Here is a 26312-nt window from a genome sequence, read left to right on the forward strand (position 1 = left end):
CTGGGCGTGCACAATCTGTCGGCAGAATGAGCCGATAGGGCGGCGCTGACAACCGGCCTTGGCGGTCCGTCATCTCATCCTCGCCGATCGCCGCGCCGGAAGAGATTCAACCCGATGACCATGCGGTCGCGCGTCCACGCGAACGGCTGGGCGCCAGGACGCGGATGTCAATTTTGACAAAGGTCCCGCCTCGTCGGCCGGGCGCCCAATCGCTGCGCTCGGCGCGCGCTTATTTGGCCTTGCCGCCCCTCCGGCGGGGCCGTCAGCTTCAAGGGACGAAATCCTCAGAAGGCGAGGGGCGATGAGCGCGTTCGATCGCAGAACCTTCCTCAAGACCACGGCCGGCGCGGCCGCCGGAGCGATCCTGCCGCTCGCGGCGCCGCCGCTGATCCGCTCCGCCCGCGCTGCCGGGACGGTCAAGCTCGGCTGCCTGTTCTCCTCCTCGGGCACGATGGCCAATCTGGAGGGACGGCTCAATTTCGTGGCCGGGATGGCCGCCGAGGAGATCAACGCCGCGGGCGGCGTCAACGGCTCCACGATCGAGGTCGTGACCTCCGACCCCGCCTCGGACTGGCCGCTCTACGCCCAGGTCGGCCGCCAGATGCTGGCGGAGACCAAGGTCGCGGCGCTGTTCGGCTGTTGGACCTCGGTGTCGCGCAAGTCGGTGCTGCCGGTCGTAGAGCAGAATGACGGACTGCTGTTCTACCCGCTCCACTTCGAGGGCGACGAGAACTCCAAGAACGTCGTCTACGTGAACTCGCCGCCCGCGAGCTCCGTGCTGCCCGCGGTCGACTATCTGATGAGCCCGGACGGCGTCGAGGCGAAGCGCTTCTTCATGCTCGGCTCCGACTATGTCTGGCCGCGCAAGATCAACAAGCAGCTCAAGGGCTACTGGAAGACCAAGGGCATCGACGAGAGCGCCTGGAAGGAGGAGTACGTTCCCTTCTCCTTCTCGAACTTCCAGACTCTGGTGAACCAGATCCGCGCCTTCGCCGACGCTCCGGGCGGCAAGCTGGTCGTGGTGCTCACCGTGGTCGGCTCCTCGATCCCGGACTTCATGCGCGAATTCGCGAACCAGGGCATCTCGTCCTCCGACGTGCCGGTGCTCGGCCTCGACATGGTGGAGGCCGACCTCGAAGGCCTCGACACCCAGAAGCTGGTCGGCCACCTCAACTGCTGGGCCTATCTGCAGCAGGCCAAGGGCGAGGCCAACCAGCAGTTCCTGAAACGCTGGGCCGGCTATGTCGGCAAGACCAAGGCGCCGTTCCGGCCGGACGTCGCGATCGACCCGATGGTGTCGACCTACGACGCTGTCCATCTCTGGGCGATGGCCGCGAAGAAGGCGGGCTCGTTCGACGCGCCGGAGGTGCGCAAGGCGTTCGGCGGGCTGAGTTTCGACTGCCCCTCGGGCTACAAGATCGGCATGACGGCCGAAAACAACTACGTGTCCCGCGGCGTGTTCATCGGCTCGGTGAACGAAAGCCAAGGCTTCGACGTGCTCTGGCAGTCCGAAGACACACCGAAGCCCGTCCCGATGAGCCAGTACGGCTGAGGCGCAGGGAAGGGCGTTCGATGCGGTGGCGCGGGGTCCTTGCGGGCCTGATCGCGGTGGTCGCGGCGTGCTCGCCCGCGGCCGCGCTCGATCGCGCGAGCGTCGCCGCCCGGGCCTGCGGCGGCGCGTCCGGTATGACCGACGCGGCGAATGCGATGGTCGCCAGCCTCCCCGACGCCTCCGTCGAGGACGCCCGATGGGTCGCGACGTTCTCGAACGCCGCGATCGAGCGGACCCTGCGATGCGGCGCGGGCGCGCCCACCATCGCCGCGCCGGAGGGCGCACGCGACGCGGCGAGCCTCCGGCCGGGCGCGCCGGCGGACGGCTCGCCGCCGCTGCTGAGCCTGAAGAACCGCCCGCTGTTCGAGACCGTCCGCGCCGCCGCCACCCTGCTTGCAGGCCCGACCGCCGCCGAACGCGCCGGCGCTCTCACGGCGCTGGAGCGGCGCGCCGGCTCGCTGCCGCCCGAGCTTTTCGAGCGCGCGGCGGAGGCCGAGACCGACCCTGCGCTGAAGGAGCGTGTTCTGGGCGTCGGCCAGGCCGCGCTTCTCAACTCGCCAGACATGGCCAAACGCCTCGCCGCGATCCAGCGTATCGCGGCGACGCCCGACCGCCGCGCGCTCACTCAGATCGCCGCGCTGAAAGGCGATCCCGCCTATGGCGAGGACCCGGCCTTCAGGGCCGCGGTCGATGCGGCCGTAGGTTCGATCGAGCGGTGGCTCGCCGTCTCGAACGCGCTCAACGTATTCTACAATGGCCTGTCCTTCGCCTCGATCCTGTTCATGGCCTCGGCGGGGCTTGCGATCATCTTCGGGCTGATGGGGGTGATCAACCTCGCCCAAGGCGAGTTCATCATGATCGGCGCCTATGTCGCCTACGCCGTGCAGGAGGCGATGCGGGCGGCCGCGCCCGGCCTGCTCGACTGGTACCTGATCGCGGCGATCCCCGTCGTGTTCCTGGTCACGGCCGGCGTCGGGATCGCCGTCGAGGCGACCATCGTGCGCCGGCTCTACACCCGGCCACTGATGACGCTGCTCGCGACCTGGGCGGTGAGCCTGCTCATCGTGAACCTCGTGCGCGTCGCGATCGGAACGCAGAACCTCCAATTCGTGACGCCGTCCTACATCTCCGGCGGGCGGCTGGTGACGGGCGATTTCATCGTCACCTGGAACCGGCTGTTCGCGATCGTCTTCGCGGCCGTCACCCTTGCGCTGACCTGGTTCGTGCTGAAGAAGACGCCGCTCGGGCTGAACATCCGCGCCGTCACGCAGAACCGCGCCATGGCCGGCTGCGTCGGCATCGCCACCCGCCGCGTCGACATGATGGCTTTCGGGTTCGGCTCCGGGCTCGCAGGCCTCGCCGGCCTCGCGCTCTGCCCGATCTACAGCGTGAATCCGCAGATGGGGTCGAACTTCATCGTCGACAGCTTCATGGTGGTCGTGCTCGGCGGCGTCGGCACGCTCGCCGGCACGGTCATCGCCGCGCTCGGGGTCGGCCAGATCAACGTGCTGATCGAGCCGCTCTACGGCGCTGTCGCCGCCAAGGTGATCGTCCTGCTGATGATCATCGCCTTCCTGCAATGGCGGCCGGAGGGGCTCTACGCGGTGAAAGGCCGGCGCAAATGAGCGCGGCCAAGCGCAGCCTGCTCGCCCGGGCGCTCGACGACCGCATCTTCGTCGCGGTGACGTCGGCGGTCGCGACCGTGCTGCTGGCCGCGGCCGCCTGGCCCGGGCTCTCGGACTACCGCGCCAACATCGTCGGGCAGCTCGCCTGTTTCGCCCTGCTCGCCGTCGCGCTCGACCTGATCTGGGGCTATGCCGGGATCCTGAGCCTCGGCCACGGACTGTTCTTCGCGATCGGCGGCTACGTCGCCGGCATGCATCTGCTGGAGCATTCCGTCGCCGTCACCGGGATCACCCCGGACATCGTCCAGTTCATGGGATGGAAGGCGCTGCCCGGCTGGTGGGGACCGCTCGAAAGCTTCCCCGTAGCGCTCGCCGCGGCGCTCGGCGTCGCCTTTGTGGTCGCGTTCCTGTTCGGCTGGGTGTCGTTTCGGTCCCGCGTCGGCGGCGTCTATTTCGCGATCATCACGCAGGCGCTCACCTATGTCGCGATGCTGCTGATGTTCCGCAACGACACCGGCTTCGGCGGCAACAACGGCATGACCGGCTTCCAGGCGATCTTCGGAGTTCCGTTCCAATCGCCGGGAGTCGCGCGTGGGCTCGCCGTCGCTTCGCTCGCCTCGCTCGTCGCGGCGCTGGTCGGATGCCGCCTGCTGACGATCGGCCGGTTCGGCCGCCTGCTGGTCGCGACCCGCGACGACGAGGTCAGGCTCCGCTCGCTCGGCTACGAGACGCTCCGGCTGAAGCTCGCTGTCTGGTGCGTCTCCGCGGTCCTCGCCGCCGTCGCCGGCCTGCTCTACGCGCCGCAGGTCGGCATCATCAATCCGCGCGTCCTCTCCCCCGACCTCTCGATCGAGATCGCGGTCTGGTGCGCGATCGGCGGCCGCGGCCGGCTCGCAGGCGCGGTGATCGGCGCGGCGCTCGTCAACGCCCTCAAGTTCTCGCTTTCGGCGACGCTGCCGGATCTCTGGCCCTTCGTGCTGGCCGGCCTCGTCATCCTGGTCGCGCTGATCTTCCCCAACGGCCTGTTGGACATCGGCCGGTGGCGGCCGACCTTGCTGTCCCGAGCCGGCGCCCTCCAGCCGAGGGACGCGACGCCATGACGGTCGCCGTGCTGGTCGAGGGGCTGACCGTCGAGTTTGGCCGCTTCCGCGCGATCGACGACCTCTCGCTCGCGATCGACTATGGCGAGGTCCGCGCCGTCATCGGACCGAACGGCGCTGGCAAGACGACGCTGCTCGACGTCATTTCGGGCGTCAGCCGCGCCCGGACCGGCCGCGTCCTGTTCGACGAACGCTTGGAGCTCACCCGGACGAGCGAGGCGGCGATCGCGCGCGCCGGCGTGCGCCGGAAGTTCCAGAAGCCGAGCGTGTTTGAGGCGCTCACCGTGCGCGACAATGTCGAGATCGGCGCCGGCGGGGCGCGCGACGCGGCGGCGAGAGACCGGATCGCGGCGACGCTCGAGACTGTCGGGCTCGCGGCCGAGGCCGACCGGCTCGCCGGCGAACTCGCCCACGGACAGAAGCAGTGGCTCGAGATCGCCATGGTGGTGGTCTCGGAGCCGAAGGTGCTGATGCTCGACGAGCCCGTGGCGGGCCTCACCGACGAGGAGACCGAGCGGACCGCGGCGCTCGTCCGCCGGCTCAGGACGCCCGGGCGCGCCATCGTGGTCGTCGAGCACGACATGGATTTCGTCGAGACGATCGCCGACCGCGTCACCGTCCTCCACGAGGGCCGCACCCTGTTCGAGGGTTCGATGGCGCGCGCCCGCGCCGACGCCCGCGTCGTCGACGTCTATCTCGGGCGGTGACGCGATGAAGCTCGCCGTCCGCGAACTCGACCAGCACTATGGCGGCGCCCAGGCGCTGCGGAAGGTCTCGTTCGAGGTGGCTCCGGGACAGTGCCTCGCGATCCTCGGCCGCAACGGCGCCGGCAAGTCGACGCTGTTGAAATGCCTCGCCGGCGCCCTGCCCGCCTCGCGCGGGGCGATCGAGTTCGACGGCGTCGACATGACCGGCGCGCCGAGCCATCGCCGCTCGCGCGCCGGCTTCGGCTATGTGCCGCAGGGCCGCGAGATCTTCGCCGAGCTCAGCGTGAAGGAGAACCTGATCGCCGCCGCCCGCCCTCATGGCGCGGCGACCGAGGCGACCTTCGAGGAAGTTTACGGCCTTTTCCCCGTCCTGCGCGAGATGGCGGGACGGCGCGGAGGCGCGCTCTCCGGCGGCCAGCAGCAGCAGCTCGCGCTCGCCCGGGCGCTCGTCACGAGGCCCGCTCTGCTCGCGCTCGACGAGCCGACGGAAGGCGTCCAGCCCTCGATCGTCCAGCTGATCGAGACCGTGCTGGCGGACCTGAAGGGCAGGCTCTCCATCGTACTGGTCGAGCAGTATCTCGATTTCGCGACCGCGGTCGCCGACCGATTTCTCGTGCTCTCCCGCGGCCGCGTGGTCGACGAAGGCGGGCGCGCGGAGATGAGCCGGGAGCGGCTCTCGAAATTCATGTCCGTCTGAACAACAGGGAAGGGAGGCGCCCGTCATGGCCCGTCACCACACGATCTCGTCCGCGCCGGAGAACATGGTCTGGGGCTATCTCGATTCGGCGCTCGAGCCGGTCGCGCGGGTCGCCTCGGGCGACACTGTCACTCTCACGTCTTTCCCCGCCGGGGGAAAGGAATACCTGCCGCCCGACCGCTCAAAGGTCCCAGCCGACTACATGGCCGCGCTCGATGCGCTGACCCAGGGCGGCGGCCCGCACTTCATCACCGGCCCGGTCTATGTCGAGGGCGCGGAGCCCGGCGACACGCTCCAGGTCGACATCCTCGAGGCGAAGCCCACCATGGACTGGGGCTTCGTCGCGATCCTGCCGCTGCTCGGCGCGCTGCCGGACGAGTTCACCGACTACGAGACCATCCATCCGGCGATCGACGCCGCCAAGGGCGTCTGCGCGCTCCCCTGGGGGGTCGAAGTGCCGCTCGACCCGTTCTTCGGCATCATGGGCGTCGCGCCGCCGCCCGCCTGGGGCCGCTGCGGCTCGCCGGTGCCGCGTGCCTTCGGCGGCAACATGGACAACAAGGAGCTGAAGCCTGGCGTGACGCTCTACCTGCCGGTCTTCAACAAGGGCGCGCTGTTCTTCGCCGGCGACGGCCATGGCGTGCAGGGCGATGGCGAGGTCTGCATCACGGCGCTCGAAATGGGCATCGAGGGCACGTTCCGCCTCACCGTCCGCAAGGATGTCGCGATCGACTTCCCCTTCGCGGAGAGCGAGACGCATCTCATGTCGATCGGCCTCGACGAGGACCTGGACGACGCCGCAAAGCAGGCCATTCGCGAGATGGTGCGCCACGTCTGCCAGCGATCGAACCTCACCCGGAACGAGGCCTACATGCTGTGCTCGCTCGCCGGGAATCTGCGCGTCACCCAGGTGGTGGACGGCAACAAGGGCGTCCACATGATGCTGCCGAAATCCGCGATCTGAGCGGGCCTCGCGATCAGGGCAAAGGCGGCGCGGAGGCGATCAGCGGGACGACGGCGCAAAAATCCTTCGCGGTCGCGAGCAGCGGCAGGTCGGCTCCGGGACGCCCGACCAACTGCAGGCCGAGCGGCAGTCCGGACGGCGACAGACCGACCGGGAGCGAGACCGCCGGAGCGTCGAGCACGGTCCAGGGCGCGCAGAACCTCGCGTCGCCCGTGCTGGCGAGTCCGGCCGGCGCCTCCCCGATCGCGGGCACGGCGAGAAGCGCGTCATAGCCTTTCATCCGCTCGGAAAACGCCTGGCGGCGATCGCTCTGGACCGCGAGCGCGTCGCGATAGGCCGCCTCCGAGGTCGCGCGGCCGGCGTCGACGAGGGCGGTCAGGTGGCCGCTCATCATGTCCGGCTTCACCTCCCGAAGCTCGCCGAAGATCTGCGCAGCCTCATAGGCGATGAGGGTGTCGGCGATCGCCGGGATCCGCTCCAGCATGTCGGACGCCTCGACCGGTTCGATGATCGCGCCGGCATCGGCAAGACTGCGGCGTGTGGCGTCGAAGAGCGCCGCCTGATCCGGGCTGACGACGTCGTTGGGCGGCGCAAGGGCCGCAAGGCGCAACGGCTCCGAGCCTGCTCTCGCCGAGGGCTTCGCCTCGGTCAGCAACGCGAAGGCGGTCTCGACGTCCCCCACCGCGCGGGCGAACAGGCCGACATGATCGAGCGCGCCGCACAAGGGATGAACGCCCCCTCGCGGCAGGGCGCCGAAGCTCGGCTTGAAGCCGACCACGCCGCAGAAGGCCGCCGGCCGTATCACAGAGCCGAGGGTCTGGGTGCCGAGCGCGAGCGTCACGATCCCCGCCGCCACGGCGGCCGCCGACCCGCTCGACGAGCCGCCCGGCGTGTGGCCGCGGTTCCAGGGGTTGCGGGTCGGTCCGGGATGGCGCCAGGCGAATTCGGTGGTGACGGTCTTGCCGAGCACGGTCGCGCCGAGCGCCCGCAGCCGCGAGACGATCTCGGCGTCCGCAGTCGGCCGGTGGCCGGCGTGGATCGGCGAGCCATAGGCGGTCGGCATGTCGGCGGTGTCGATCAGGTCCTTCACGCCGACCGTGACGCCGGCGAGCGGGCCGGAACCGGCCGCCGGCGCGCTCTCCGGCAGATGCGCGAAGGCGCACAGTTCGGGCTCGAGCGCGCAGGCGCGCTCCCAGAGCGGGGTCACGAGGCCTTGAGGGTCCGCGCCGCCGGCGATCGCGGCCTGAATCTCGGCGATGGTTCCAGCTTTGGGCATGGCGGTCCTTGCTCGTCGGGTCAGACGCTGAGGTGGCGGAGCACGCGGTCCCGCGCTTCGGCTTCGGCGACGCCCTCGTCGTCGATTTCGCCGAGCTTCAGCACCGCCCAGCGATCGGAGACGCGGAGCGCGAAATCAAGGTTCTGCTCCACGATCAGCATGCTGGCGCCGCTCGCCGCGCGCTCCTCGGCCAGCGCATTGGCGATGCGGTCCACCACAGAAGGCTGCAGGCCCTCGGAAATCTCGTCGATCAGCAGCAGGCGGGGTTTCAGCATCAGCGCGCGGGTGAGGATCAGCATCTTCTGCTCGCCGCCCGACAGCGTGCCGGCGCGCTGAGAGAGCCGGTCCTTCAGGAACGGGAAGTGCCCGAAGGCGCGCTCCAGCGCCTCCGGCAAGAGGCGGTCGCTCGACAGCGCGAGCCGCAGATTGTCCCGAACCGTCAGATCCTGGAACAGCGGCTGCTCCTGCGGCGCGTAGCCGACGCCGAGCGCGACGAGTTTCGCGGGAGCGAGGCCCGCGGTCGAGGCGCCGTCGATCGATATGGCTCCGCCGCGGAGCGCCACCATGCCGAGGATTGTCTTCAGCAGCGTGGTCTTGCCCATGCCGTTCTTGCCGAGCAGCGCGACGATCTCGCCGGGCCGCACCCGAAGCGACACGCCCTTGACGATCGAGACCGCGCCGTAGCCGCTGGCGACCTCATCGAGGGCGAGGTCGCCGCCGGCCGGCGCCTCGGCCCGCCGAGCCGCTTCAGCCATCCGAGCCTCAGCCATGGGCGGCGCCCGAATAGATGGTCCGGACCAGCTCGGAGCCGACCACCTCCTCGACTGTGCCGTCGAGGGCGAGCCGCCCCTGATGCAGCACCACGATGCGCGACGAGATCTCGCGCACGAAGTCGAGGTCGTGCTCGACCAGCACGGCGGCGACGCCGAGCTCGCCGGTCAGGGCCTTCAGCGCCGCGCCGATCGTGGTGCGCTCGGCCTTGGTGAGGCCCGCCGTCGGCTCGTCGAGGAGAATGAGCCGCGGCTCGAGCGCGACCACCATGGCGAGCTCGAGAGCCTGCTTCTGGCCGTGGGAGAGCAGGCGGGCCGGTTCGGCCAGCATGCGGTCGAGCCCGGTCATGCGCAGCACGTTCAGGGCGGCCTGCGGCAGCCCGATCGTCTCGGCGCGGCCGATCGGGCTCAATCCGTCGTGCGAGGCGCGGGCGAGCAGCAGGCAGTCGGCTACGGTCAGGCTCTCGAACACGCTCGCGACCTGGAATTTGCGGCCGACGCCGAGCGCGACGATGCGGTTGGGCGTCAGGCCGGCGGTCGAGACGCCGCCGATCGAGACCGCGCCCTTGAACGGCTCCGTTCCGTCGCTCAGGCAGCGCATCAGCGTGGTCTTGCCGGCGCCGTTCGGGCCGACGAGGCTGACGAGCTCGCCGGCCCGGACCTCGAGGTCGATGTTTTCGAGCACGGTCAGGCTGCCATAGGACTTGGCGAGGCCCTCGATCGTCAGAAGCGGCGCGCCGGCCCCGTCCGCTGCGGGACGGGAGGACCTCGCGACCAGCCGTGGCGTGAAGCCGGCCGATCGCCCGATCGGAAGCGCGCTCCAGACGCGGCGCGCGATCTCCGCGAGGCCGCCGGGCAGCAGAATGATGACGGCGACGAAGGTCGCGCCAAGCAGGAGCTGCCACAGGAACGGCAGATCGCCCGAGAGGTTCGCGGCGAGATAGTCGATGGCGACCGTGCCGAGGACCGGCCCGAGCAGCGTGCCGCGGCCGCCGAGCGCGACCCAGATGACGAGTTCGGTGCCGAACAGGAAGCCCGCGTTCTCGGGAGCCACCACGGAGGAGGCGTTGGCGAAGATGAAGCCCGCGAGCCCCGCCACGCCCGCAAGCGCCGCGGTGAGCGCGATCTGCAGCCGCTTGGGGCTCAGGCCGAGATAGGCGCAGCGCGCGTCGTTGTCCCTGACCGCGACGAGCGCGCGTCCCGCGTCGGAACGCACGAAGACCCAGGCGGCGAGCGTCGCCGCCACCAATGCGAAGGCCGAGAGCCGGAAAAAGCCTTCGAGCTCGAGCGGCAGCACCTCGAAGCCCACGAGGCCGCTGCTCGAGCCGGTCCATTCGCCGCCGGAATAGATCAGCTGCGTGACGACGATCGGCAGGACGAGCGAGATGACCGAGGCGTAGAGCGCGGTCGAGCGGTGGTAGAAGGAGAGCCATCCGACCGCGAGGCCGAGCGCCGCCGGCGCGACGACGGCGAGTGCGAGCGCCACCGCCATCCATTCCGGGGTCGCGCCGAGATAGCTCAGCGCCATGGCGGTCGCGTAGGCGCCGACGCCGAAGAACGCCGCTTGCCCGAAGGTGAGGATCCCGGTGAAGCCCCACAACAGGTCGACGGTGACGGCGAGAGTCGCATAGATCATCGAGCGGGTCAGGACGTTGACCGCGAAGGCGTCGAGGACGAGCGGCGCCGCCCAGAGAGCCGCGGCCGCGAGCGCAGCGACGACGAAGGGCGCCGCTCGCGACAGGCGTGGACGCCCACGCTCGGCCGATCCGGAGAGCCCGATCGCGGAAGCGTCCTCAGGCACGGGAGAAGCCTTTCGGGCTGATGCGGAGCGTGACCGCCGCCAACACGGCGATCGCGATGCTGCCGAAAATCGGGCTGACGAAGGCGCTGATCAGCACCTGCGCCGCGCCGAAGACCAGACAGGCCGCGGCGAGCGCGAGGAAGGACGCGTTCGACACCATCACCAGCATGAAGGCGCCGATCAGCCAGCCGACGCCCATATTCGGGTCGACGCTGGCGAGCGGGGTGAGCAGCACGCCCGCAAGCGAAGCGAGGCCGGCGCCGATCATGAAGGTGACGAACCGCACGCGCGCGGTGTCGATGCCGAGGCCGCGGGCCAGCGCCTCGTTCATGATGACGGCGCGCGCCGAAAGGCCGAGACGCGTCCCTTCGATCGTGAACGCGAACGCCGCCCCGATGACGAGCGCGGCCCCGAGCGCCACGAGCCGATACGCCGAGTAGTCGACGCCAAGGAGCTGGACGGCGCCGGGAAGCAGGTTCGGGGTGAACTGGACGTCGCGGCCGAAGCCGAGTGTGATGAGCTGGCCGATTACGATGCCGAGCCCCCAAGTGGCGAGGATCGCGTCGAGCGGCCGGCGATAGAGCGGCCGGATGATGAAGAGCTCCGCGAGCCCTCCGAGGGCCGCGCCCACGACGAAGGCGAGCGGCGCCGCCGCCCAGGGATTCAGGCCGAGCTTGGCGGCGACCACGGCGCAATAGGCGCCGATGGTGATCCAGGCGCCGTGCGCGAAGTTGATGATCTTCAGCACGCCGAAGATCGCGAGCAGGCCGATCGACGTCACGAAGAGGATCGCGGCCGTGGTCAGCACGTCGAGGATGAGGAGCATCGCGCCCTCCGAGGCCGCAGGACGCCGCGTTCCGCCCGGAAGCGGGGCGCCTGTCAGGTCACTTTAGCTTCGGGCACTGCTCGCCGGGGTCGACGTCCTTGAAGGCGCTGATGACCTTCACGGAGCCGTCGCCCTGCACCTGGCCGAGATACATCGTCAGCGGGGCATGGTGCTGCTTGTTCATGCTGATCGTCCCGCGCGGGCCGATGAAGCTTACCGTCGGCAGCGCCTCGAGCACCTTGGCGGTCTCGGTCCCGCCAGCCTTCTCGACCGCCGCCTTGTAGAGGTAGATCGCCTCGTATTGCGGCACCGACAGGTCGTTCGGCGTCTTGAGGCCGGCGCCGAACTTTTTCTCCATGGCGGCGAGAAAGGCCTTGTTCTCCGCACTGTCGACGCCGGTGACGTAGGACGCCGAAAGGTAGATGCCTTCAGCGTCCGCGCCCATGCTCTTGGCCGTGCCCTCGTCGACCGCGAGATTGGCGTAAGGCAGCGAGACGCCGGCGCCGCGCAGCTGTTTGGTGAGCGTGACGTTCGGGGCGCCGCCGGCCGTCGAGGTGATCAGCGCGTCGGGCTTGGCCTCCTTCAGCTTGGAGATGATCGCGGTCCAGTCGCTGCCGTCCATCGGCAGGTACTCTTCGCCCACGATCTTGCCCCCGGTCTTTTCGATGTACTGGCGCGTGAAGGCCAGCATGCCGCGCCCGAAGGCGTAGTCGCTGCCGATCAGGAAATAGGTCTTGGCGCCCTTCTCCTTGGCGAAGGCGTCGACCACCGGCGGCACCTGCTGCTCCGGCACCCAGGCGTTGACGAACAGATTCTTGTTGCAGGAGCGGCCCTCGTAGAACGAGGTGTAGATGTACGGCGTCCTGCCCTTCGTGACGGCCGGCAGCCCGGCGTTGCGGGCCGCGCTGGTCTCCATCGAAATCAGCACGTCGACCTTCTTCTGATAGATCAGCGAGTCGAAGGCCTTCTGGGCGCCGGCCGCGCCGGAAGCGTCGTCCGCGACCTCGAGCTTGAGCTGCCGACCGAGCACGCCGCCCTTCGCATTGATCTCCTCGACCGCAAGTTCGGCCGATTGCACCACGGATGGCGCGACGACGCTGTTCGCGCCCGACAGGCCGACCGGAACGCCGATGACGATCGGGTCCTCGGCGCGCGCCGGCGAAACGGCGAGGACAAGCGCCGCTGCGGCGCCGATGAGATGACGCTTGGACATGGGTGAGTCGGGCTCCTCGGAAATGGCGGTCGGCGGAAAAGGGACGGGGTCAGCCGTAGACGTCGGTGCGGCGATCGCGCAGGACGTTGTTGAACTCGTTGAGGTCCTTGCGGCCCGCCTCGGCGAGGTCGATAACCGCGGTGACGGTCTCGGGCCGGTCCTTGCTCGCCGGGCCTGCGAGCGTCCAGCCTTTGGCGTCGATGATCAGGCTCTGGCCCTCGAAGGGCTGGCCGCGCTCCACCCCCACGCGGTCGGCGCAGGCGATGAAGATCCCGTTCGAATGCGCCGCCGCCCGATGCAGGATGTTGGCCATGGCGGCCTCGCCGGCCGGCTGGTCCGGCATCGGCACCCAGTTGGTCGGGACGCAGACGATCTCGGCGCCGCCGAGCGCGAGCTGGCGGAACGTCTCCGGAAACCAGCCGTCGTAGCAGATCGCGACGCCGATCTTCCCGAGCGCGGTCTCGAACACCGGAAAGCCGAGATCGCCCTTCTCGAAGAACACGTTCTCGCGGTGCCAGAGATGCGATTTGCGGTAGACGCCGATGAAGCCCTCCGGTCCCGCCACGACGGCGGAGTTGAACAGCGCGTCGCCGGCCCGCTCCGCGATCCCCGCCACGATGTGGACGCCGAGTTCGGCCGCGAGCGCCAGCCACGCGCGGCAGGACGGGCCGTCCGGCACGGGCTCGGCGAGAGAGCGCGCCTCCTCCGTCGTGTCGAACACGTAACCGGTGTTGGCGAGCTCCGGGAGGACGATCAGCCGGCTGCCGGTAGCCGCTGCGGCGCGGACCAGCTCCGACGCCCGCGCGACATTGGCGTCAACCGCCCCGATCCGGGGCTCGAACTGAATGCAGGAGACCTGTAACCGCGGGCGAGTGGGAGCAATCTCTTCTATCATGCTGGTTCCAAAACACAAAAATCCTCTGGACGCGGAAGTTATCCGCAGACCAGAGGCTCCAAAGCCAAGATGAGACGTAACAATCCTGCTGTCAGGCGATCTTGTCTGAAGCGGTTACGATAGCCCCGAATGCTCAGGCTGCAAGGCGATAATTAAAGCAAAGGATGCTTTGATCGTTGCCTTTCGGCCAACGAGATGTGCAGGCCAAGCCCGCTCATCGCTCGTGGGCGGCGACCACGCTTTCGGCGACGCTCGTCATCGGCACACGCGCCGCGGCCGCCCGGTCCCTCAGCAAGCCGATCTCCAAGCGCAGCGCCCGCCGCCAGCGTCAGCTGGTTGCTGGTCGGCTCAAGAATAAGCCTATGAAAAATAAGCGTGTATCAAATATCCAACGCCGAACACTATGACCAACACTATGATCGTGGTGGAGGCCGCCGGCCATGTCTTCTCGTCTCTGGAATTGAGATCGTTGTCCTCGGTCATCCCGTTCGCCCCTCTGTTGTGGCGTCGGCTGAGACAGCGGGTCCCGGTGCAGCCTGAGGTTTTGGCTTGGTGGACGGCCGCAGCCTTTCGCGGATCGCCTGGAAGAACACGTAGAGCGGCGGGATGACGAAGATCCCGAACAGCGAGGCGGCGATCATGCCGCCGAACACCGGCGAGCCGACGTCGCGCCGGGCGAGCTGTGACGCTCCGTGCGCGATCACCAGCGGAAGCAGGCCGAGGATGAACGCGAAGGACGTCATCATCACCGGCCGGAAGCGGAGCCGCGCTCCCTCCGTGGCCGCCTCCAGCAACGGGACGCCGCGTTCGCGCTGCTCCTTGGCGAACTCGACGATCAGGATGCCGTTCTTCGCCGCGAGGCCGATCAGCACGATCATGCCGATCTGCGCGTAGACGTCGAGGGTCAGCTTGCCGAGCACGAGCGCCGCGAAGGCGCCCAGGATGCCGACGGTAACCGAAAGCAGGACCGGCACGGGGATCGACCAGCTCTCGTAGAGCGCGACAAGGAACAGGAAGGCGAACAGCACCGCGAAGGCGAGGATGATGGGCGTCTTGCCCTCGGCCCGTTTCTCCTGGAACGCGGTGTCGGTCCATTCGCCGGCGTAGCCTTGCGGCAGCGAGCGCTTCGCGACCTGCTCCATGGCGGCCAGCGCCTCGCCGGAGGAGACGCCGGGCGCCGGGCCGCCCTGCAGCGTGACGGCGCGCAAATTGTTGTAGCGGATGAGCGCCGGCGGCCCGACCTCGACCTTGATCTCCAGCAGGCTCCTCAATGGCACCATCTTGCCTTCGGAGCTGCGGACGTTGATGCGGTAGATGTCGTCGACGGCCGCGCGGTCCGCCGCCTCGGCCTGGAGCTGGACCTGCCAGGTCCTGCCGAACAGGTTGAAGTCGTTGGCGTAGTAGCCGCCGAGCGCCGCCTGCAGCGCCTGGAACACGTCCTGCAGCTTGACGCCGAGGATCTGCACCTTGTCGCGGTCGATCTCGAGATAGATCGAGGGGTTGGTGGCCGAGAAGGTGCTGAAGACGCGCGACAGCTTCGGCTCCTGATTGGCCGCGATGGCGAGGCCGCGCACCACCTGCGCGAGCGCTTTCGGGTCGCCGCCGCGCAGATCCTCAAGCACGTAGGAGAACCCGCCTCCCGTGCCGAGGCCGATGATCGGGGGCGGGGCGATCGGCACGACCACGCCGCCATGGATCTGCGCGAACTTGCCCGCTAGGCCGCGCATCACCGCGGCGGCGCCCATCGATGGATCCTTGCGCTCCTCGAAGGACTTGAGCGTCACGACCATGAAGCCGGAGTTCGACTGGGAATAATTGTCGATGAAATTGAGGCCGACGACCGACGTGTAGTCGGCTATGGCGTGCTCGGATTTCAAGATCTCCTCGGCCTGCCGAACGACGTCGAGCGTCCGGCCGACCGCGGCGCCGTCCGGCAACTGGACCACGACGAAGAAGGCGCCCTGGTCGTCCTCCGGCAGGAAGCCGGTCGGCGTCATCCTGGACAGCGCCGCGACGCCGAAGCCGCAGACCGCGACGAGGACGATGCCGAGGATCGAGACGCGGACGATCTTGCCCACCACCCAGCCGTAGCCGTCGCGCACATGGTCGATGCTCCGCATCACATAGCCCATGACGCCGCGGCGCGGGCCATGATGCGGCTTGAGGAGCACGCCGCAGAGCGCCGGCGAGAGCGTCAGCGCGTTGATCGCCGACAGCACCATCGAGACCACGACGGTGACGGCGAACTGGCGGAAGAGCTCGCCCGCGATGCCCGGGATGAAGGCGACCGGCACGAACACTGACAGGAGCACGAGCGTGATCGCGATGATCGGCGCCGTTATCTCGGCCATCGCGATCTTGGTGGCTTCCGCGGGCGTGAGCTCCGGGCGCTCCTCCATCACCCGCTCGACGTTCTCCACCACGACGATCGCGTCGTCGACCACGATGCCGATAGCCAGCACCACGGCGAGGAGGGAGACGGAGTTGGCCGAATAGCCGATCGCGTTCAGGACGATGAAGGCGCCGATCAGGCTGACGGGCACCGCAAGCGTCGGGATCAGCGTCGCGCGGAAGCTCCCGAGGAACAGGAAGACCACGATCACGACCAGCACGAAGGCTTCGATCAGCGTCTTCTTGACCTCGTCGATTGTCGCGGTGATGAAGGCGGTCGGGTCGTAGGTCACTTTCCATTCGAGGTCTTCGGGGAAGCTGGGCGCGAGCTGCTCGATCTGCTTGCGGACAGCGGTAAGCGTCGCGATCGCGTTCGCGCCCGGCGCCTGATAGAGCGCGATCACCGAGGCCGCCGCGCCGCCGAGCCGCGTGTCCCGATCGAGGTTGCTGGCGCCCAGCTCGACCCTCGCCACGTCGCCCAGCCGAAGGATCGAGCCGTCGGGATTCGTGCGCAGCACGATCTTCGAGAACTCTTCGGGCGAGGCGAGGCGCCCCTTGGTCTGGATGCTGAGCTGGAGCTGCTGGTCGTCGGCGATCGGCCGCCCGCCGATCCGCCCGACCGCCGCCTGCACGTTCTGCGCCTGGATAGCCCCGATGACGTCCCCGGTCGTGAGATTGAGGCCGGTCAGCTTGTCGAGCTCGACCCAGACCCGCATCGAATAGTCCTGCGGGCCCCAGAGAGTGGCGTCGCCGACGCCCGCAGTGCTCTTGATGCGGTCGAGCAGATTGATGGTGACGTAGTTGGACAGGAACAGCGGGTCGTGCGTGCCCTTCGGCGAATACAACGCCACCACGCCGAGCAGCGCCGACGATTTCTTCTTGACCGTCACGCCCTGCCGCTGGACATCCGTAGGCAGTTTCGACAGTGCGATCTGGACGCGGTTGTTGACGTTGACCGAATTGATGTCGGGATCGGTGCCGAGCTCGAAGGAAACGAGGAGGGTGTAGCTGCCGTCATTGCCGCTCACGCTCTTCATGTAGATCATCTTGTCGACGCCCACGATCTGGGCCTCGATCGGCTGCGCCACCGTCGCGTCGACCACGCTTGCGGACGCGCCCGGATAGAGGGTCGTCACCGAGACCTGGGGCGGCACGATGTCGGGATATTGCGCGACCGGGATCGCGAGCAGAGACAGGAGCCCGGCGATCGTCGTGACGATCGCGATGACGATGGCGAGGCGCGGTCGATCGACGAAGACCGAGGAAAGCATGCCTCACATTCCCTTCGCGGAAGCCCTGGCCGGGCTTGCGCGCACCGGCGCTCCCTGACGGACGGTCTGCAGGCCCTCGACGATGATCTGCTCGCCGCCCGACAACCCCTCCTCGACGATCGCGTCGACGCCCGCGTCGCCGCCGAGCTTCACGCGCTTCGTAACGGCCTTGCCGTCCTCGACCGCGAAGACGTAGACGCCGGCCTGATCGGCGATCAGCGCCGCCTGGGGGACCACCACCTTTTCCTGCGGCTGCCCGGCCTCGAGCGCGACGCGGACGAACTGCCCGTCGGTGAGGGCGCCGGCCGGGTTCGGGATCCTGGCGCGGACCAGCAGCGTGTCCGTGCCCCGGTCGACGCTGACGTCGACGAAGTCGATCTGACCGAGCTGGTCATAGAGCGAGTCGTCGGCGAACCGCAGCCGCACCTTGATCGATTTGGGGTCCGGCCGCTTGCCGGCCTGGGCGCTCTTCAGGAACTCCCGCTGGCTGACCGGAAAGACCACATACATCGGGTCCTGGCTGACGATCGTGGTCAGGACGCCGCTGTCGGGCCCGACGACGTTGCCCTTCGTCACCGCCGTACGGCCGATCCGTCCGCGGATGGGCGACTTGATGTCCGTGTAACCGAGATTGGTCTGCGCCGTCTTGAGGTTCGCCTCGTCCGAGAGGATCGAGCCTTCGGTCTGCTGTTTCTGCGCCCGCGCCTGATCCCGCGCGACGACCGTTCCCGCGTTCTTGGCGACCAGGTCCTCGGCCCGCTGAAGCTGGATGATCGCGAGCGCGTTCGCCGCCTGGCTGATGTCGATCGCGCCCTCGGCCTTCTGGACCTCGGCCTGATACTGGGCCTGTTCGATCTTGTAGAGCGGCGCGCCGGGCTCCACGACGTCGCCCTCCTTGAACAGGACGTCCTCAAGGAAGCCGACGACGCGTGCCCGGACCTCGACCTTCTCGACGCCCTCTATCCGCCCCACGAAGTCGAGCGACTTGCTGATCGGCTTGCGCTCCGCCGCGACGGTCCCGACCGACGGAGTCGCTGGAGCGCTTGTTTGACCTCGGGCTGATCCGATCCCGCCATTCAGAGCGAGCGCGGCCGTCAAGAGCCCTGCAAGAGCGTCGATCGCGCGCATTGAGCCTGTCTTACGCCAAGAGGGTCCCCGGGGAGACTAGCGGCCGCGCCGCGGCGCGGGCGCACGAGACTGTAACCGAAACAGTAACCGCGAAGCCGTGCGTCAGCGCTCGGATCGAACGGGATTTGTCCGGGGCGCGGATCTGTTGGAGAACGCCCGCTCAAGGCAGACGGATGCGCCCCCGGCGACTATGCTGGGAGAGCCGGCCCGACGACACGACCCCTCATTCCGGAGGCGTGGTCTCCGGCGCCGGCTCGGCGGGCTCGGCGGCGGCGCTCTCGACAGGCTTGGCGCGCGCCGTGGCGGCGCGCGCCTTTCGGGAAAGGCGGCTGGCGAACTCGACATAGGAGGCCTCGCCCGGCCGCAACGCCATGGCGCGTCCGATGCGGTCGAGCGCCTCGGTCAGCCGTCCGTCGGCGTGCTCGAGCTGAGCCAGCCGGAATTGCGCGGCCGCCAGGTCCGGCGCGCGCTCGACCGCCGAGACGAGCGCGGCGCGCGCCTCGTCGCGAAGCCCTGCGCGCAGCAGCAGATGGCCGAGATGGGTGGCGAAGCCGGCATGGTCGGGCGCCTTCTCGGCGGCCTCGCGGGCTGCGGCCAGCGCCTCCTCGGCGCGGTCCCCTGCGAGCGCCTCGCGGCTCCGCGCGAAGGCGGCCTGCGCCACGGGATCGGGGCGTTTCGGCGCAGCCGGTTCGGTCGCGGGCGCCGCGGCCTGGCGGGGCTTTGCGGGCGGCGCGGGCGCGAGACGCGCGGCCGCCTGCTCGGCGACCGAGCGAATGCGGCCGAGGTCGCGTTCAAGCCCGGCGACAAGTTGCTCGATCGCGGCGAAATGCTGCGCGAAGGGCGCCGAGCACCGCGCGAAGTCGGCCGCGACCGCGTCGAGCGTCGCTTCGTCGCCGTCTGTCCGGCCCTCGGCCGCATATCGCGCGAGCGTCTCCCACACGACGTTGAACCAAGGCGCGAGGGCGTCGAGCTCGCTCTTGCGGTCTGCGTCTCCGGCGTGATGCCGGAGGCTGGGCTTGATGTGCTCCGCCAGACGCTCCGAGACGGCGTCGGCTGTCCAGCTCTCTCCGAGAACTTCGCCGACCCTGACGAGCGTCGCATAGGGATCGGTGAGAAGAGCGTCGTAATCGATGAATACGCGCGGCACGTCCCGCGTCGCCGCCTCGGCGTCGAGCATGTGCCTCAGCCATAGCAAGGCCGCCTTGTCGAAGCCGATGCCGTTCCGGATCTCCAGGGAGCGCCAGACCGCCGTCGGACGACGCACCACGACAATCGCAAAAACCTCGCTGTCGAAGGACTGCAGCAGGTCGCGCCAGAACCCCACGGCGCGGCAATTGCGTGGATCCTTGACGGTGAACAGCGACGCCGCGCCGAATTCGTCATCGAGATGCTTAAGAAGCTTCTCGCGGATGGCGGCGAGTTCGTCGTCCGGCGCGGCCGAAAGGTCAAGCGGGCGCCAGTCGTGCCAGAATGATCCGCAAGCCTGGAGCAGCTCCTCCATGGCGTTCAGGATCGGGCGGGATTCGTAATAGCCGCCTGCGTTGTTGCGTCCGGGGCCGACCAGCTGTGTGCCGACGGTCGCGCCCATCCGGTCGAGCGCGCCGGCCATCGCCGACGTTCCGCTGCGGTGCATCCCGAGGACCAGCAAGGCTTTGCGCATGAGTTTTCTTAGACGTCTCGCGCATGCGGCGTAAAGCGGATCGGAGCGGCTCCGCCGATCGCGCCGTCGACGCAATTGAGGGCCTTGTGGAACTCCTCTAGCATCCCGGCGCGGCGTCCCGGGAGGACGCGCTTGGCCGCGGGCGCCCGAGGGCGCACGGGAGGGGGCTGGCATGGGCGCGTATCTCGACCGCATCGACGCCGCGCCGGCGAGCGAGCGCTGGCGGCTGGTTCGCGGACTGATGTATGGCGAACCACAGCCCTTCTTCGCGGAGCTGCGCGCCGAGCGCCCCGTTCTCGAACTGCCCGACCTGACCATCGTCACCCGTTTCGCCGACTGCGCGCTGACGCTGCGGCGCCACCAGGATTTCGGCGTCGACCTCTACCGCCCGAAGCAGGGCGACTATTTCATGGCGCAGGACGACACCGCCGATCATTGGCGGGACAAGTCCATCATGCGGGCGATCCTCGATTTCGAGCAGGTCCCAAGAATGCGCGCGCATGTCGGCGACACGGCCCGCGACATTCTACGGGAGGCCGGCGGCGCGATCGACGCGCCGAAGCGGCTGACGCGCGCGGTCCCGATCTCGCTGGTGAAGACCTTTTTCGGCTTCGACGACGCCGATGACGAGCAGCTGTTCGACTGGTCCTACTGGAACCAGCAGGACGCCTTTCACAACCAGTTCTTCGACGCGATCGTCACGCCCGACCCCCAGAAGATCGTGCGCGAGCGCGAGCGCGCCAACACCGAGCTCGCGCTGTTCACGGCGCGGGTGATGGCGAAACGGTCGGTCGCGGTGAAGCTCGGCTTCGGCGGCGACGACTCGATCTCGCGGCTGATCCACCTGTCCTTCAGCGGCGGCGTGAACTTCCCGCTCAAGAAGGTGCTGTTCAACGCCGGCGGCCTGCTGATCGGCGCGGTGGAGACCACATCGCACGCCGTCAACAACGCGCTCGCCGAACTCCTGAAACGGCCGGACGTCCTCGACCGCGCCCGCGCCGCGGCCGCGTCGCCGGACGCGCAGGCCTTCGACGGCTTCGTGTTCGAAGCGCTGCGTTTCAACCCGGCCTTCCCCTATTTCTTCCGCACCTGTCATCGCCGGACGGTGATGAGCGCCGGCACGCCCGAGGCGCGCGCCGTGGAGCCGAACGCGACCGTGCTCGCCGTGACCCATAGCGCGATGTTCGACGAGGCGGCGTTCGAGGAGCCGGATCGGTTCGACGAGGCCCGGTCGCAGGCCGACGCCTTCACCTTCGGGCAGGGCCTGCACGAATGCCTCGGCCGGGTGATCGCCCAGGCGATGATCCCGGAGGTCGTGCGCCAGTGCCTGCTGCTGCCGAACCTTCGGGCCGAAGGACCGGTGCGTTTTGAAGGCGGCGTGCCGGAATCGTTCCCGCTGCGCTGGGGATAGGGATGTCGCGAAGGAACTGCGGCCTTTGCGATCAGAGCGACTTGCAACGGTCACAGGTCCCGATCACTTTCGCGGCTCCCGCCGCAAGCCGCGCGCGCGGAAACACGGCGAGGCCGACCATGTCGTTGAAAAAATTGGCGCTCGGCGCGGCGGCGGCCGCGTTGGCCTGCGGCGCAGCGCTGGCTGGGGAGACGTCGACCCGGATCATCGAGATCATCGGCGAGCGCCAGACCTCCCCGCAGGCGCCGGCCGGAACCCCCGCCGTGGCGGTCTACAAAAAGAAGCCGTGCGGCTCGAAGGCGGACGAGTTCTATTGCGGGCGGGTGTTCCGCGCGATGAAGGAGAGTTCGCTCGCCTATCGCGGGACGCCGCTCAGCGTGACGGCGGATACGAGTTCGGACGTGCTTGTGAGCTGGAGCGGCCTAGTCTACTGCGAGATGAAGAACGAGCCCGCAGGCAAGGGAACCGACCCGTCGAAGATCGAGTTCGTGGTCGATCTCGCCATCCAGGACGGAACCTCGAATACGATCGTCGTCGGCGAAGAGGGATCGACGCGCATCGGCTCGCGCGAGCGGCCGAGCCGCGACGATGTCGACGACGGGGATTACTCGGTCTTCCGCTACTATCCTATCTCGCTGACCCGCGCCTATGTGAAGCGGAAGACCAGTTCGGAGAGCTACCATCTGAACCTCACGGCCGACATCCGGACCGGCTACGGCTTCTGCGACGTGAGAGGCGGGTCGATGACCGCCGTCGTGGTCAACGGCTGAGGCTCGCGACGGAAGTCAGGCTATCGTCCCGAGGCCGCTTTCTGCAGTCTTCGCAGGATGAGCGACGCCAGGAACGGTTGGGTCGACGCCTTATCGCGGCGTGGCGACGGGACGGAGGAGGAGGTCACGGTCGATCTCTCCGACCTCTATGGCGCTATCGATCGCGAGGAACGCATCTCGGTCGTGGCGCGGCTCGTCCATGCGGCGTTCGACGAATACTATCGCGAGTCCCGCGCCATTCCACTCGAGGTGAAGGCGGCGTTCGAAACGCGACGCTGGCCCGACATCGTCGCTTTCTCGAAGAACCGGCTCGCGCGCTATTCGGTCGGCGTCGAGCGGATCATCGAGGATCTCAAATCCGGCGCGCCGGAGCTGAAGCGCGACGAAGCTTTCTGGAAGGCGCTCGAGGCCAGATATTTGAAGTTGATCGAGGGCCGCTACGAGGCCGATCTGGCCTTTGCGTTCCTTTATTCGATCCGGCGCGAGCTGTTCGAGGACGTCTGGAAGCCGGCGGTCTACGCCGCCACGGCCGCCGAGGGACTGGTCCATCCCGCGAACGTCCTGCGTCGCTTCGAGACCACGATGCCGATGCGCGGCGCGGTGATCGCCGAGGTCCTGGACGTCGCGGGCTTCTCCGCCCCCTGGCGCGACAAGACGACGGACGCGCGACTCGCGGCCATGGAGATCAACCGAACCCTGTTGCGCGTCGGCTGCGACGACGGCGAGCGCCTCACGGTCGAGATGGTGGAAGCCGGCTTCTACCGAAACCGCGGCGCCTATCTGCTCGGACGGATACTGAGCGAGGGCAGGGCGCCGATCCCGTTGCTGATCGCCGTGCTCAACAACCCGCACGGCCTTTATGTCGACGCCGTCCTGATGGAGTCAGACCAGCTCCAATACGTGTTCTCCTCGACGCTCGCGAATTTCCACGTCACGAATCCGCGCTACCACGAGCTCGCGACCTTCCTGCACGAGCTGATGCCGAAGCGTCCGCTCGGCACGCACTATTCGACGATCGGCTTCAACCATGTCGGCAAGCGCGCGATCATGGATGAGATCGCCTCCGAGCACGGCAGGAGCGGCGAACGCTTCACGACCGCCGCGGGGTTCCGCGGCACTGTCGCGATCGGCTTCTCGGCGCCGTCCTCGGCCTATGTGCTGAAAGTCATCCGCGACAGGCCGACCGAGGGCTACAAATGGGGCTCCTTCGCCGGCGTCGACGCGGTGCTCGACAAGTACCGGCTGGTGCATGACGCCGACCGCGCCGGCTCGATGCTCGACAACGTGCTCTATTCGAACGTCACGCTGAGGCGCGAGCTGTTCTCCGACGCGCTTCTCGAGGAGCTGCTGGCGGACGCCTCGAAGACGGTGAGCCCGCATGGCGACGAGGTGCTGTTCCGACACCTCATCGTGCAGATGAAGATGATCCCGCTGACGATCTATCTCGATCAGGCCGGCCCTGACGACCGCCGGCGCGCCGTGCTCAGCCTCGGCGACTGCATCAAGAACAATGCGGCCGTGAACATCTTCAACAAGGATCTCGACGGCCGGAACTACGGCGTCTCGCCGATCGGCCGCGTCTATTTGTTCGACTATGACGCGGTCGAACCGCTGACCGAGGTGAAGATCCGCACCAATGTGGGCCGCGAGGAGGGCGAGGAGGACGTCCCGGACTGGTTCTTCGAGGACGGCACGGTGTTCCTGCCCGAGGAGATGATGACGGGCCTCAGAATCAACGATCCGGAGCTTCGTCGGCTGTTCAAGACCGCTCACCCCCAGTTGATGAGCGTCGACTACTGGGAGGGCATGCAGCGGGCGCTCTGCGAGGGCAAGGTGCCGATGGTGCGCTCCTATCCCAGCGAACGCCGGCTCCACCGCCACGTCCTCAAGGTCTATGGCGGGGCGGGGACGAAGGACGCGGCCGAATGACGCGAACGTCTTCCGGCGGAGCCAACCGTCTCAGTGATCGCGCCGAATACTGCCCGCACGCTAGGCAAATGACGCTTTCGTGGGCATTTTTCTTAGAGTAGATGCGAATATGTTGAGCGCTACGAAGGCGAGATTGCCTCCACGCCTGAAATAAATCGGCGAAAGCGAGAACTTTTTACTCCGAATTTATGCGCTGCAGCATAACCTGCCGCCTCGGGTTTCAGAGTGATCGCCATGGAACGTTGGTTGAAGGATTTCGCCGGTTTGACCTCCGACTGGTTCTGGGAGATCGACGCCGCGCGGAGACTGGTCTTTCTGTCGGAAAACGCCGGAGCGATCTCCGGCCGGACGACCTCGGACTTGCTGGGTCGCGAGCGCGCCGCAGTGATGGGCGACGCGGCCGACTGGACCGAGTACCACGCCGCGATCGCCGAACTGCGCGAGATCCGCGACTTTCTGTTTCCCTATGATCACCCGGACGGCCGCCGGCGCTGGTTCGAGCTCAGCGGCGCCCCTGTATTCGACGCAGCGGGAGGCTTCGTCGGCTATCGCGGCGTCGGCTCCGACGTCACCGCCCAGCAGGAGGCGCGCGCCGAGCTCGCCGAGCAGCTCCGCCGCTTCGACGCCGCGCTCGAGAACATGAGCCAGGGGCTGTGCATGTTCGACGCGGATTCGCGGCTCGTCGTCGTGAACAACCGCTATTGCGACATGTTCGGCCTCAACCGCAACGTGCTGCGCGTCGGCATGACCCAGCGCGAGATCGTCGAGGAACTGGTCAGCCTCGGGCGCTACAAGCAGGGCCTGACCGTCGACAAGCTGTGCGAGGGAACCCGCACCTCGCTTGCGATCGACCACGCGACGCCCGTCCATCGCGAGCTCGCGGACGGCCGCGTGATCGCCGTCAGCCATCGCCCGATGGAGGGAGGCGGCTGGGTCGCGACCTTCGAGGACGTCACCGAGCGCCGCCGCAACGAAGCGCGCATCGCCCATATGGCGCGCCACGACGCCCTGACGGACCTTCCGAACCGGGTCGCCCTGCGCGAGGCGGGCGGCGAAGCTCAGCCCGGGAGCGCGGGCCGACTCGCGGTGCTCTGTCTCGACCTCGACCGATTCAAGGCGGTGAACGACGCGCACGGCCATTCGGTCGGCGACAAGCTGCTGCGCGCGATCGCCGACCGCCTGAGGGCGAGCATCCGCGACGTCGACCTCGTGGTCCGGCTCGGCGGCGACGAATTCGCGGTTCTCAACGCCGTCCACGACGAGGCGGCGGCGCTTGCGCTCGCCAACCGACTGATCGGCGTCGTGAGCGGGCCCTACGATCTCGGCGGCATCGCGGTCCAGATCGGCGCCAGCGTCGGGGTGGCGCTCGACGCCGACGGCGCGTGCGACGTCGAACGGCTGCTCAAGAACGCCGACATGGCCCTCTACCACGCCAAGTCGCTCGGCCGCGGCGCGGCATGCGTGTTTGATCCGGCGATGGACGACAGCGCGCAGGCCAGGATGGCGCTCGAACGCGATCTTCGCGAGGCGCTCGCGACCGACGCCTTCGAGTTGCACTACCAGCCGCTCATCGAGCTCGACGGCGACGAGGTGAAGGGATTCGAGGCGCTGGTGCGCTGGCGGCACCCGCAGAGGGGGCTGATCAGCCCGGCGACGTTCATCCCCCTCGCGGAGGAGACCGGGATCATCATCCAGCTCGGCGAATGGATCCTGAACCAGGCGTGCCGTGAGGCCGCCGGCTGGCCGAGCGACGTCAGCATCGCGGTCAATGTGTCGGCCATCCAGCTCCGCCACCGCGGCTTCGCCCAGACCGTGCTGCTCGCCCTCGCCGGCAGCGGGCTGAAGCCAGAGCGGCTCGAGCTCGAGATCACCGAGAGCGTGCTGCTCGACGACACCGAAGCCAATCTCCAGACGCTGCACCTGCTGCGGAGCATGGGCATCCGCATCGCCATGGACGATTTCGGCACCGGCTACTCGTCGCTCAGCTATCTGCGCCGCTTCCCCTTCGACAAGATCAAGATCGACCAGTCGTTCCTGCGGAACTCCGACGAGTCGGCCGAAGGGGCGGCGATCATCCGCGCCTTGGTCGGGCTCGGGGCGTCGCTCGGCATCACGACGCTGGTCGAAGGCGTCGAGACCGAGGACGAACTCGCGGCCGTGCGGGCGCAGGGCGCGCAGCAGGTGCAGGGCTTCCTGTTCAGCGCGCCACGGCCCGCAAGCGAAGTCGCGCCTTTCTTCGACGCCAACCGCAAGCGGGCGGCCGCGGCCTGACCGTCGGCAGGCAGGTCCGACCCGGCCTGATCGCCGCCGGTAGGGGTAACCGGAT

The 26312-nt window shown here is 68.4% G+C and carries 19 protein-coding genes; 10 read left to right on the forward strand and 9 right to left on the reverse strand.

Annotated elements, in window-relative coordinates:
• The first annotated feature begins 301 nt into the window (after window positions 1-301).
• From EK403_RS03720 to EK403_RS03745, 6 genes are read left to right on the forward strand one after another with little or no spacing between them, the layout of a single operon-like run.
• Entirely contained in the window at window positions 302-1552 is a 1251-nt protein-coding gene (locus EK403_RS03720; protein ID WP_128776150.1) for a transporter substrate-binding protein, read from the forward strand.
• 20 nt (window positions 1553-1572) lie between these two features.
• Complete coding sequence (gene urtB / locus EK403_RS03725; RefSeq protein WP_128776151.1) at window positions 1573-3177, forward strand: urea ABC transporter permease subunit UrtB; 1605 nt, start codon at window positions 1573-1575, stop codon at window positions 3175-3177.
• A complete protein-coding gene (gene urtC, locus EK403_RS03730) occupies window positions 3174-4277 on the forward strand; it encodes an urea ABC transporter permease subunit UrtC (RefSeq protein WP_128776152.1) in 1104 nt (367 codons plus the stop codon). Before urtB ends, urtC begins: the two co-directional genes overlap by 4 nt.
• Window positions 4274-4984 carry an ABC transporter ATP-binding protein gene (locus EK403_RS03735; RefSeq protein ID WP_128776153.1) on the forward strand — a complete coding sequence of 237 codons (711 nt, stop codon included), beginning with the start codon at window positions 4274-4276 and terminating at the stop codon, window positions 4982-4984. The genes urtC and EK403_RS03735 overlap by 4 nt, the downstream gene beginning before the upstream one ends.
• 4 nt (window positions 4985-4988) lie before the next feature.
• Window positions 4989-5681 carry an urea ABC transporter ATP-binding subunit UrtE gene (urtE, locus tag EK403_RS03740; RefSeq protein ID WP_128776154.1) on the forward strand — a complete coding sequence of 231 codons (693 nt, stop codon included), beginning with the start codon at window positions 4989-4991 and terminating at the stop codon, window positions 5679-5681.
• A gap of 25 nt (window positions 5682-5706) precedes the next feature.
• Window positions 5707-6645 (forward strand): acetamidase/formamidase family protein, encoded by a 939-nt coding sequence (locus tag EK403_RS03745; protein WP_128776155.1) that lies wholly within the window; start codon window positions 5707-5709, stop codon window positions 6643-6645.
• Window positions 6646-6658: 13 nt separating this feature from the next.
• Here the strand turns inward: EK403_RS03745 and EK403_RS03750 are convergent, their stop codons facing one another.
• The 9 genes from EK403_RS03750 to EK403_RS03790 all read right to left on the reverse strand — a co-directional run bounded on the left by EK403_RS03750 (window position 6659) and on the right by EK403_RS03790 (window position 19876).
• Window positions 6659-7921, reverse strand: coding sequence for an amidase (locus EK403_RS03750; protein ID WP_128776156.1), 1263 nt, complete (start codon window positions 7919-7921; stop codon window positions 6659-6661).
• A 20-nt stretch (window positions 7922-7941) separates the two neighbouring features.
• Window positions 7942-8676, reverse strand: a complete 735-nt coding sequence (locus EK403_RS03755) for an ABC transporter ATP-binding protein (RefSeq protein ID WP_128776157.1) — start codon at window positions 8674-8676, stop codon at window positions 7942-7944.
• A 7-nt stretch (window positions 8677-8683) separates the two neighbouring features.
• A complete protein-coding gene (locus EK403_RS03760; RefSeq protein WP_128776158.1) occupies window positions 8684-10492 on the reverse strand; it encodes a branched-chain amino acid ABC transporter ATP-binding protein/permease in 1809 nt (602 codons plus the stop codon).
• Window positions 10485-11318 (reverse strand): branched-chain amino acid ABC transporter permease, encoded by an 834-nt coding sequence (locus EK403_RS03765; protein ID WP_128776159.1) that lies wholly within the window; start codon window positions 11316-11318, stop codon window positions 10485-10487. The genes EK403_RS03760 and EK403_RS03765 overlap by 8 nt, the downstream gene beginning before the upstream one ends.
• A 58-nt stretch (window positions 11319-11376) precedes the next feature.
• Entirely contained in the window at window positions 11377-12531 is a 1155-nt protein-coding gene (locus EK403_RS03770; protein WP_128776160.1) for a substrate-binding protein, read from the reverse strand.
• 49 nt (window positions 12532-12580) lie between these two features.
• Window positions 12581-13426 (reverse strand): nitrilase family protein, encoded by an 846-nt coding sequence (locus tag EK403_RS03775; RefSeq protein ID WP_128776161.1) that lies wholly within the window; start codon window positions 13424-13426, stop codon window positions 12581-12583.
• A gap of 479 nt (window positions 13427-13905) precedes the next feature.
• Window positions 13906-17088 carry an efflux RND transporter permease subunit gene (locus EK403_RS03780; protein ID WP_128776162.1) on the reverse strand — a complete coding sequence of 1061 codons (3183 nt, stop codon included), beginning with the start codon at window positions 17086-17088 and terminating at the stop codon, window positions 13906-13908.
• A gap of 3 nt (window positions 17089-17091) precedes the next feature.
• Window positions 17092-18216 carry an efflux RND transporter periplasmic adaptor subunit gene (locus tag EK403_RS03785; protein ID WP_128776163.1) on the reverse strand — a complete coding sequence of 375 codons (1125 nt, stop codon included), beginning with the start codon at window positions 18214-18216 and terminating at the stop codon, window positions 17092-17094.
• Between the two features lie 223 nt (window positions 18217-18439).
• A complete protein-coding gene (locus tag EK403_RS03790; protein WP_128776164.1) occupies window positions 18440-19876 on the reverse strand; it encodes a sulfotransferase family protein in 1437 nt (478 codons plus the stop codon).
• Window positions 19877-20048: 172 nt separating this feature from the next.
• On the opposite strand from EK403_RS03790, the gene EK403_RS03795 reads away from it, so the two are divergent.
• From EK403_RS03795 to EK403_RS03810, 4 genes are all read left to right on the forward strand, one after another.
• On the forward strand, window positions 20049-21287 hold the full coding sequence (locus EK403_RS03795; RefSeq protein WP_128776165.1) for a cytochrome P450: 1239 nt from the start codon (window positions 20049-20051) through the stop codon (window positions 21285-21287).
• A 119-nt stretch (window positions 21288-21406) separates the two neighbouring features.
• Window positions 21407-22057, forward strand: coding sequence for a hypothetical protein (locus EK403_RS03800; protein ID WP_128776166.1), 651 nt, complete (start codon window positions 21407-21409; stop codon window positions 22055-22057).
• Window positions 22058-22114: 57 nt separating this feature from the next.
• Window positions 22115-23986, forward strand: a complete 1872-nt coding sequence (gene aceK, locus EK403_RS03805) for a bifunctional isocitrate dehydrogenase kinase/phosphatase (protein WP_128776167.1) — start codon at window positions 22115-22117, stop codon at window positions 23984-23986.
• Window positions 23987-24220: 234 nt separating this feature from the next.
• Window positions 24221-26257, forward strand: coding sequence for a putative bifunctional diguanylate cyclase/phosphodiesterase (locus EK403_RS03810; RefSeq protein ID WP_128776168.1), 2037 nt, complete (start codon window positions 24221-24223; stop codon window positions 26255-26257).
• Window positions 26258-26312: the final 55 nt, after the last annotated feature.

The organism is Hansschlegelia zhihuaiae, from assembly GCF_004103825.1.
GTDB lineage: Bacteria > Pseudomonadota > Alphaproteobacteria > Rhizobiales > Methylopilaceae > Methylopila > Methylopila zhihuaiae.

Bases quoted from the DNA above. Each gene is read 5' to 3' on its own strand.
- EK403_RS03720 (WP_128776150.1), top strand. From the start codon at position 302: ATGAGCGCGTTCGATCGCAGAACCTTCCTCAAGACCACGGCCGGCGCG.
- urtB (WP_128776151.1), top strand. From the start codon at position 1,573: ATGCGGTGGCGCGGGGTCCTTGCGGGCCTGATCGCGGTGGTCGCGGCG.
- urtC (WP_128776152.1), top strand. From the start codon at position 3,174: ATGAGCGCGGCCAAGCGCAGCCTGCTCGCCCGGGCGCTCGACGACCGC.
- EK403_RS03735 (WP_128776153.1), top strand. From the start codon at position 4,274: ATGACGGTCGCCGTGCTGGTCGAGGGGCTGACCGTCGAGTTTGGCCGC.
- urtE (WP_128776154.1), top strand. From the start codon at position 4,989: ATGAAGCTCGCCGTCCGCGAACTCGACCAGCACTATGGCGGCGCCCAG.
- EK403_RS03745 (WP_128776155.1), top strand. From the start codon at position 5,707: ATGGCCCGTCACCACACGATCTCGTCCGCGCCGGAGAACATGGTCTGG.
- EK403_RS03750 (WP_128776156.1), bottom strand. From the start codon at position 7,921: ATGCCCAAAGCTGGAACCATCGCCGAGATTCAGGCCGCGATCGCCGGC.
- EK403_RS03755 (WP_128776157.1), bottom strand. From the start codon at position 8,676: ATGGCTGAAGCGGCTCGGCGGGCCGAGGCGCCGGCCGGCGGCGACCTC.
- EK403_RS03765 (WP_128776159.1), bottom strand. From the start codon at position 11,318: ATGCTCCTCATCCTCGACGTGCTGACCACGGCCGCGATCCTCTTCGTG.
- EK403_RS03770 (WP_128776160.1), bottom strand. From the start codon at position 12,531: ATGTCCAAGCGTCATCTCATCGGCGCCGCAGCGGCGCTTGTCCTCGCC.
- EK403_RS03775 (WP_128776161.1), bottom strand. From the start codon at position 13,426: ATGATAGAAGAGATTGCTCCCACTCGCCCGCGGTTACAGGTCTCCTGC.
- EK403_RS03780 (WP_128776162.1), bottom strand. From the start codon at position 17,088: ATGCTTTCCTCGGTCTTCGTCGATCGACCGCGCCTCGCCATCGTCATC.
- EK403_RS03785 (WP_128776163.1), bottom strand. From the start codon at position 18,216: ATGCGCGCGATCGACGCTCTTGCAGGGCTCTTGACGGCCGCGCTCGCT.
- EK403_RS03790 (WP_128776164.1), bottom strand. From the start codon at position 19,876: ATGCGCAAAGCCTTGCTGGTCCTCGGGATGCACCGCAGCGGAACGTCG.
- EK403_RS03795 (WP_128776165.1), top strand. From the start codon at position 20,049: ATGGGCGCGTATCTCGACCGCATCGACGCCGCGCCGGCGAGCGAGCGC.
- EK403_RS03800 (WP_128776166.1), top strand. From the start codon at position 21,407: ATGTCGTTGAAAAAATTGGCGCTCGGCGCGGCGGCGGCCGCGTTGGCC.
- aceK (WP_128776167.1), top strand. From the start codon at position 22,115: ATGAGCGACGCCAGGAACGGTTGGGTCGACGCCTTATCGCGGCGTGGC.
- EK403_RS03810 (WP_128776168.1), top strand. From the start codon at position 24,221: ATGGAACGTTGGTTGAAGGATTTCGCCGGTTTGACCTCCGACTGGTTC.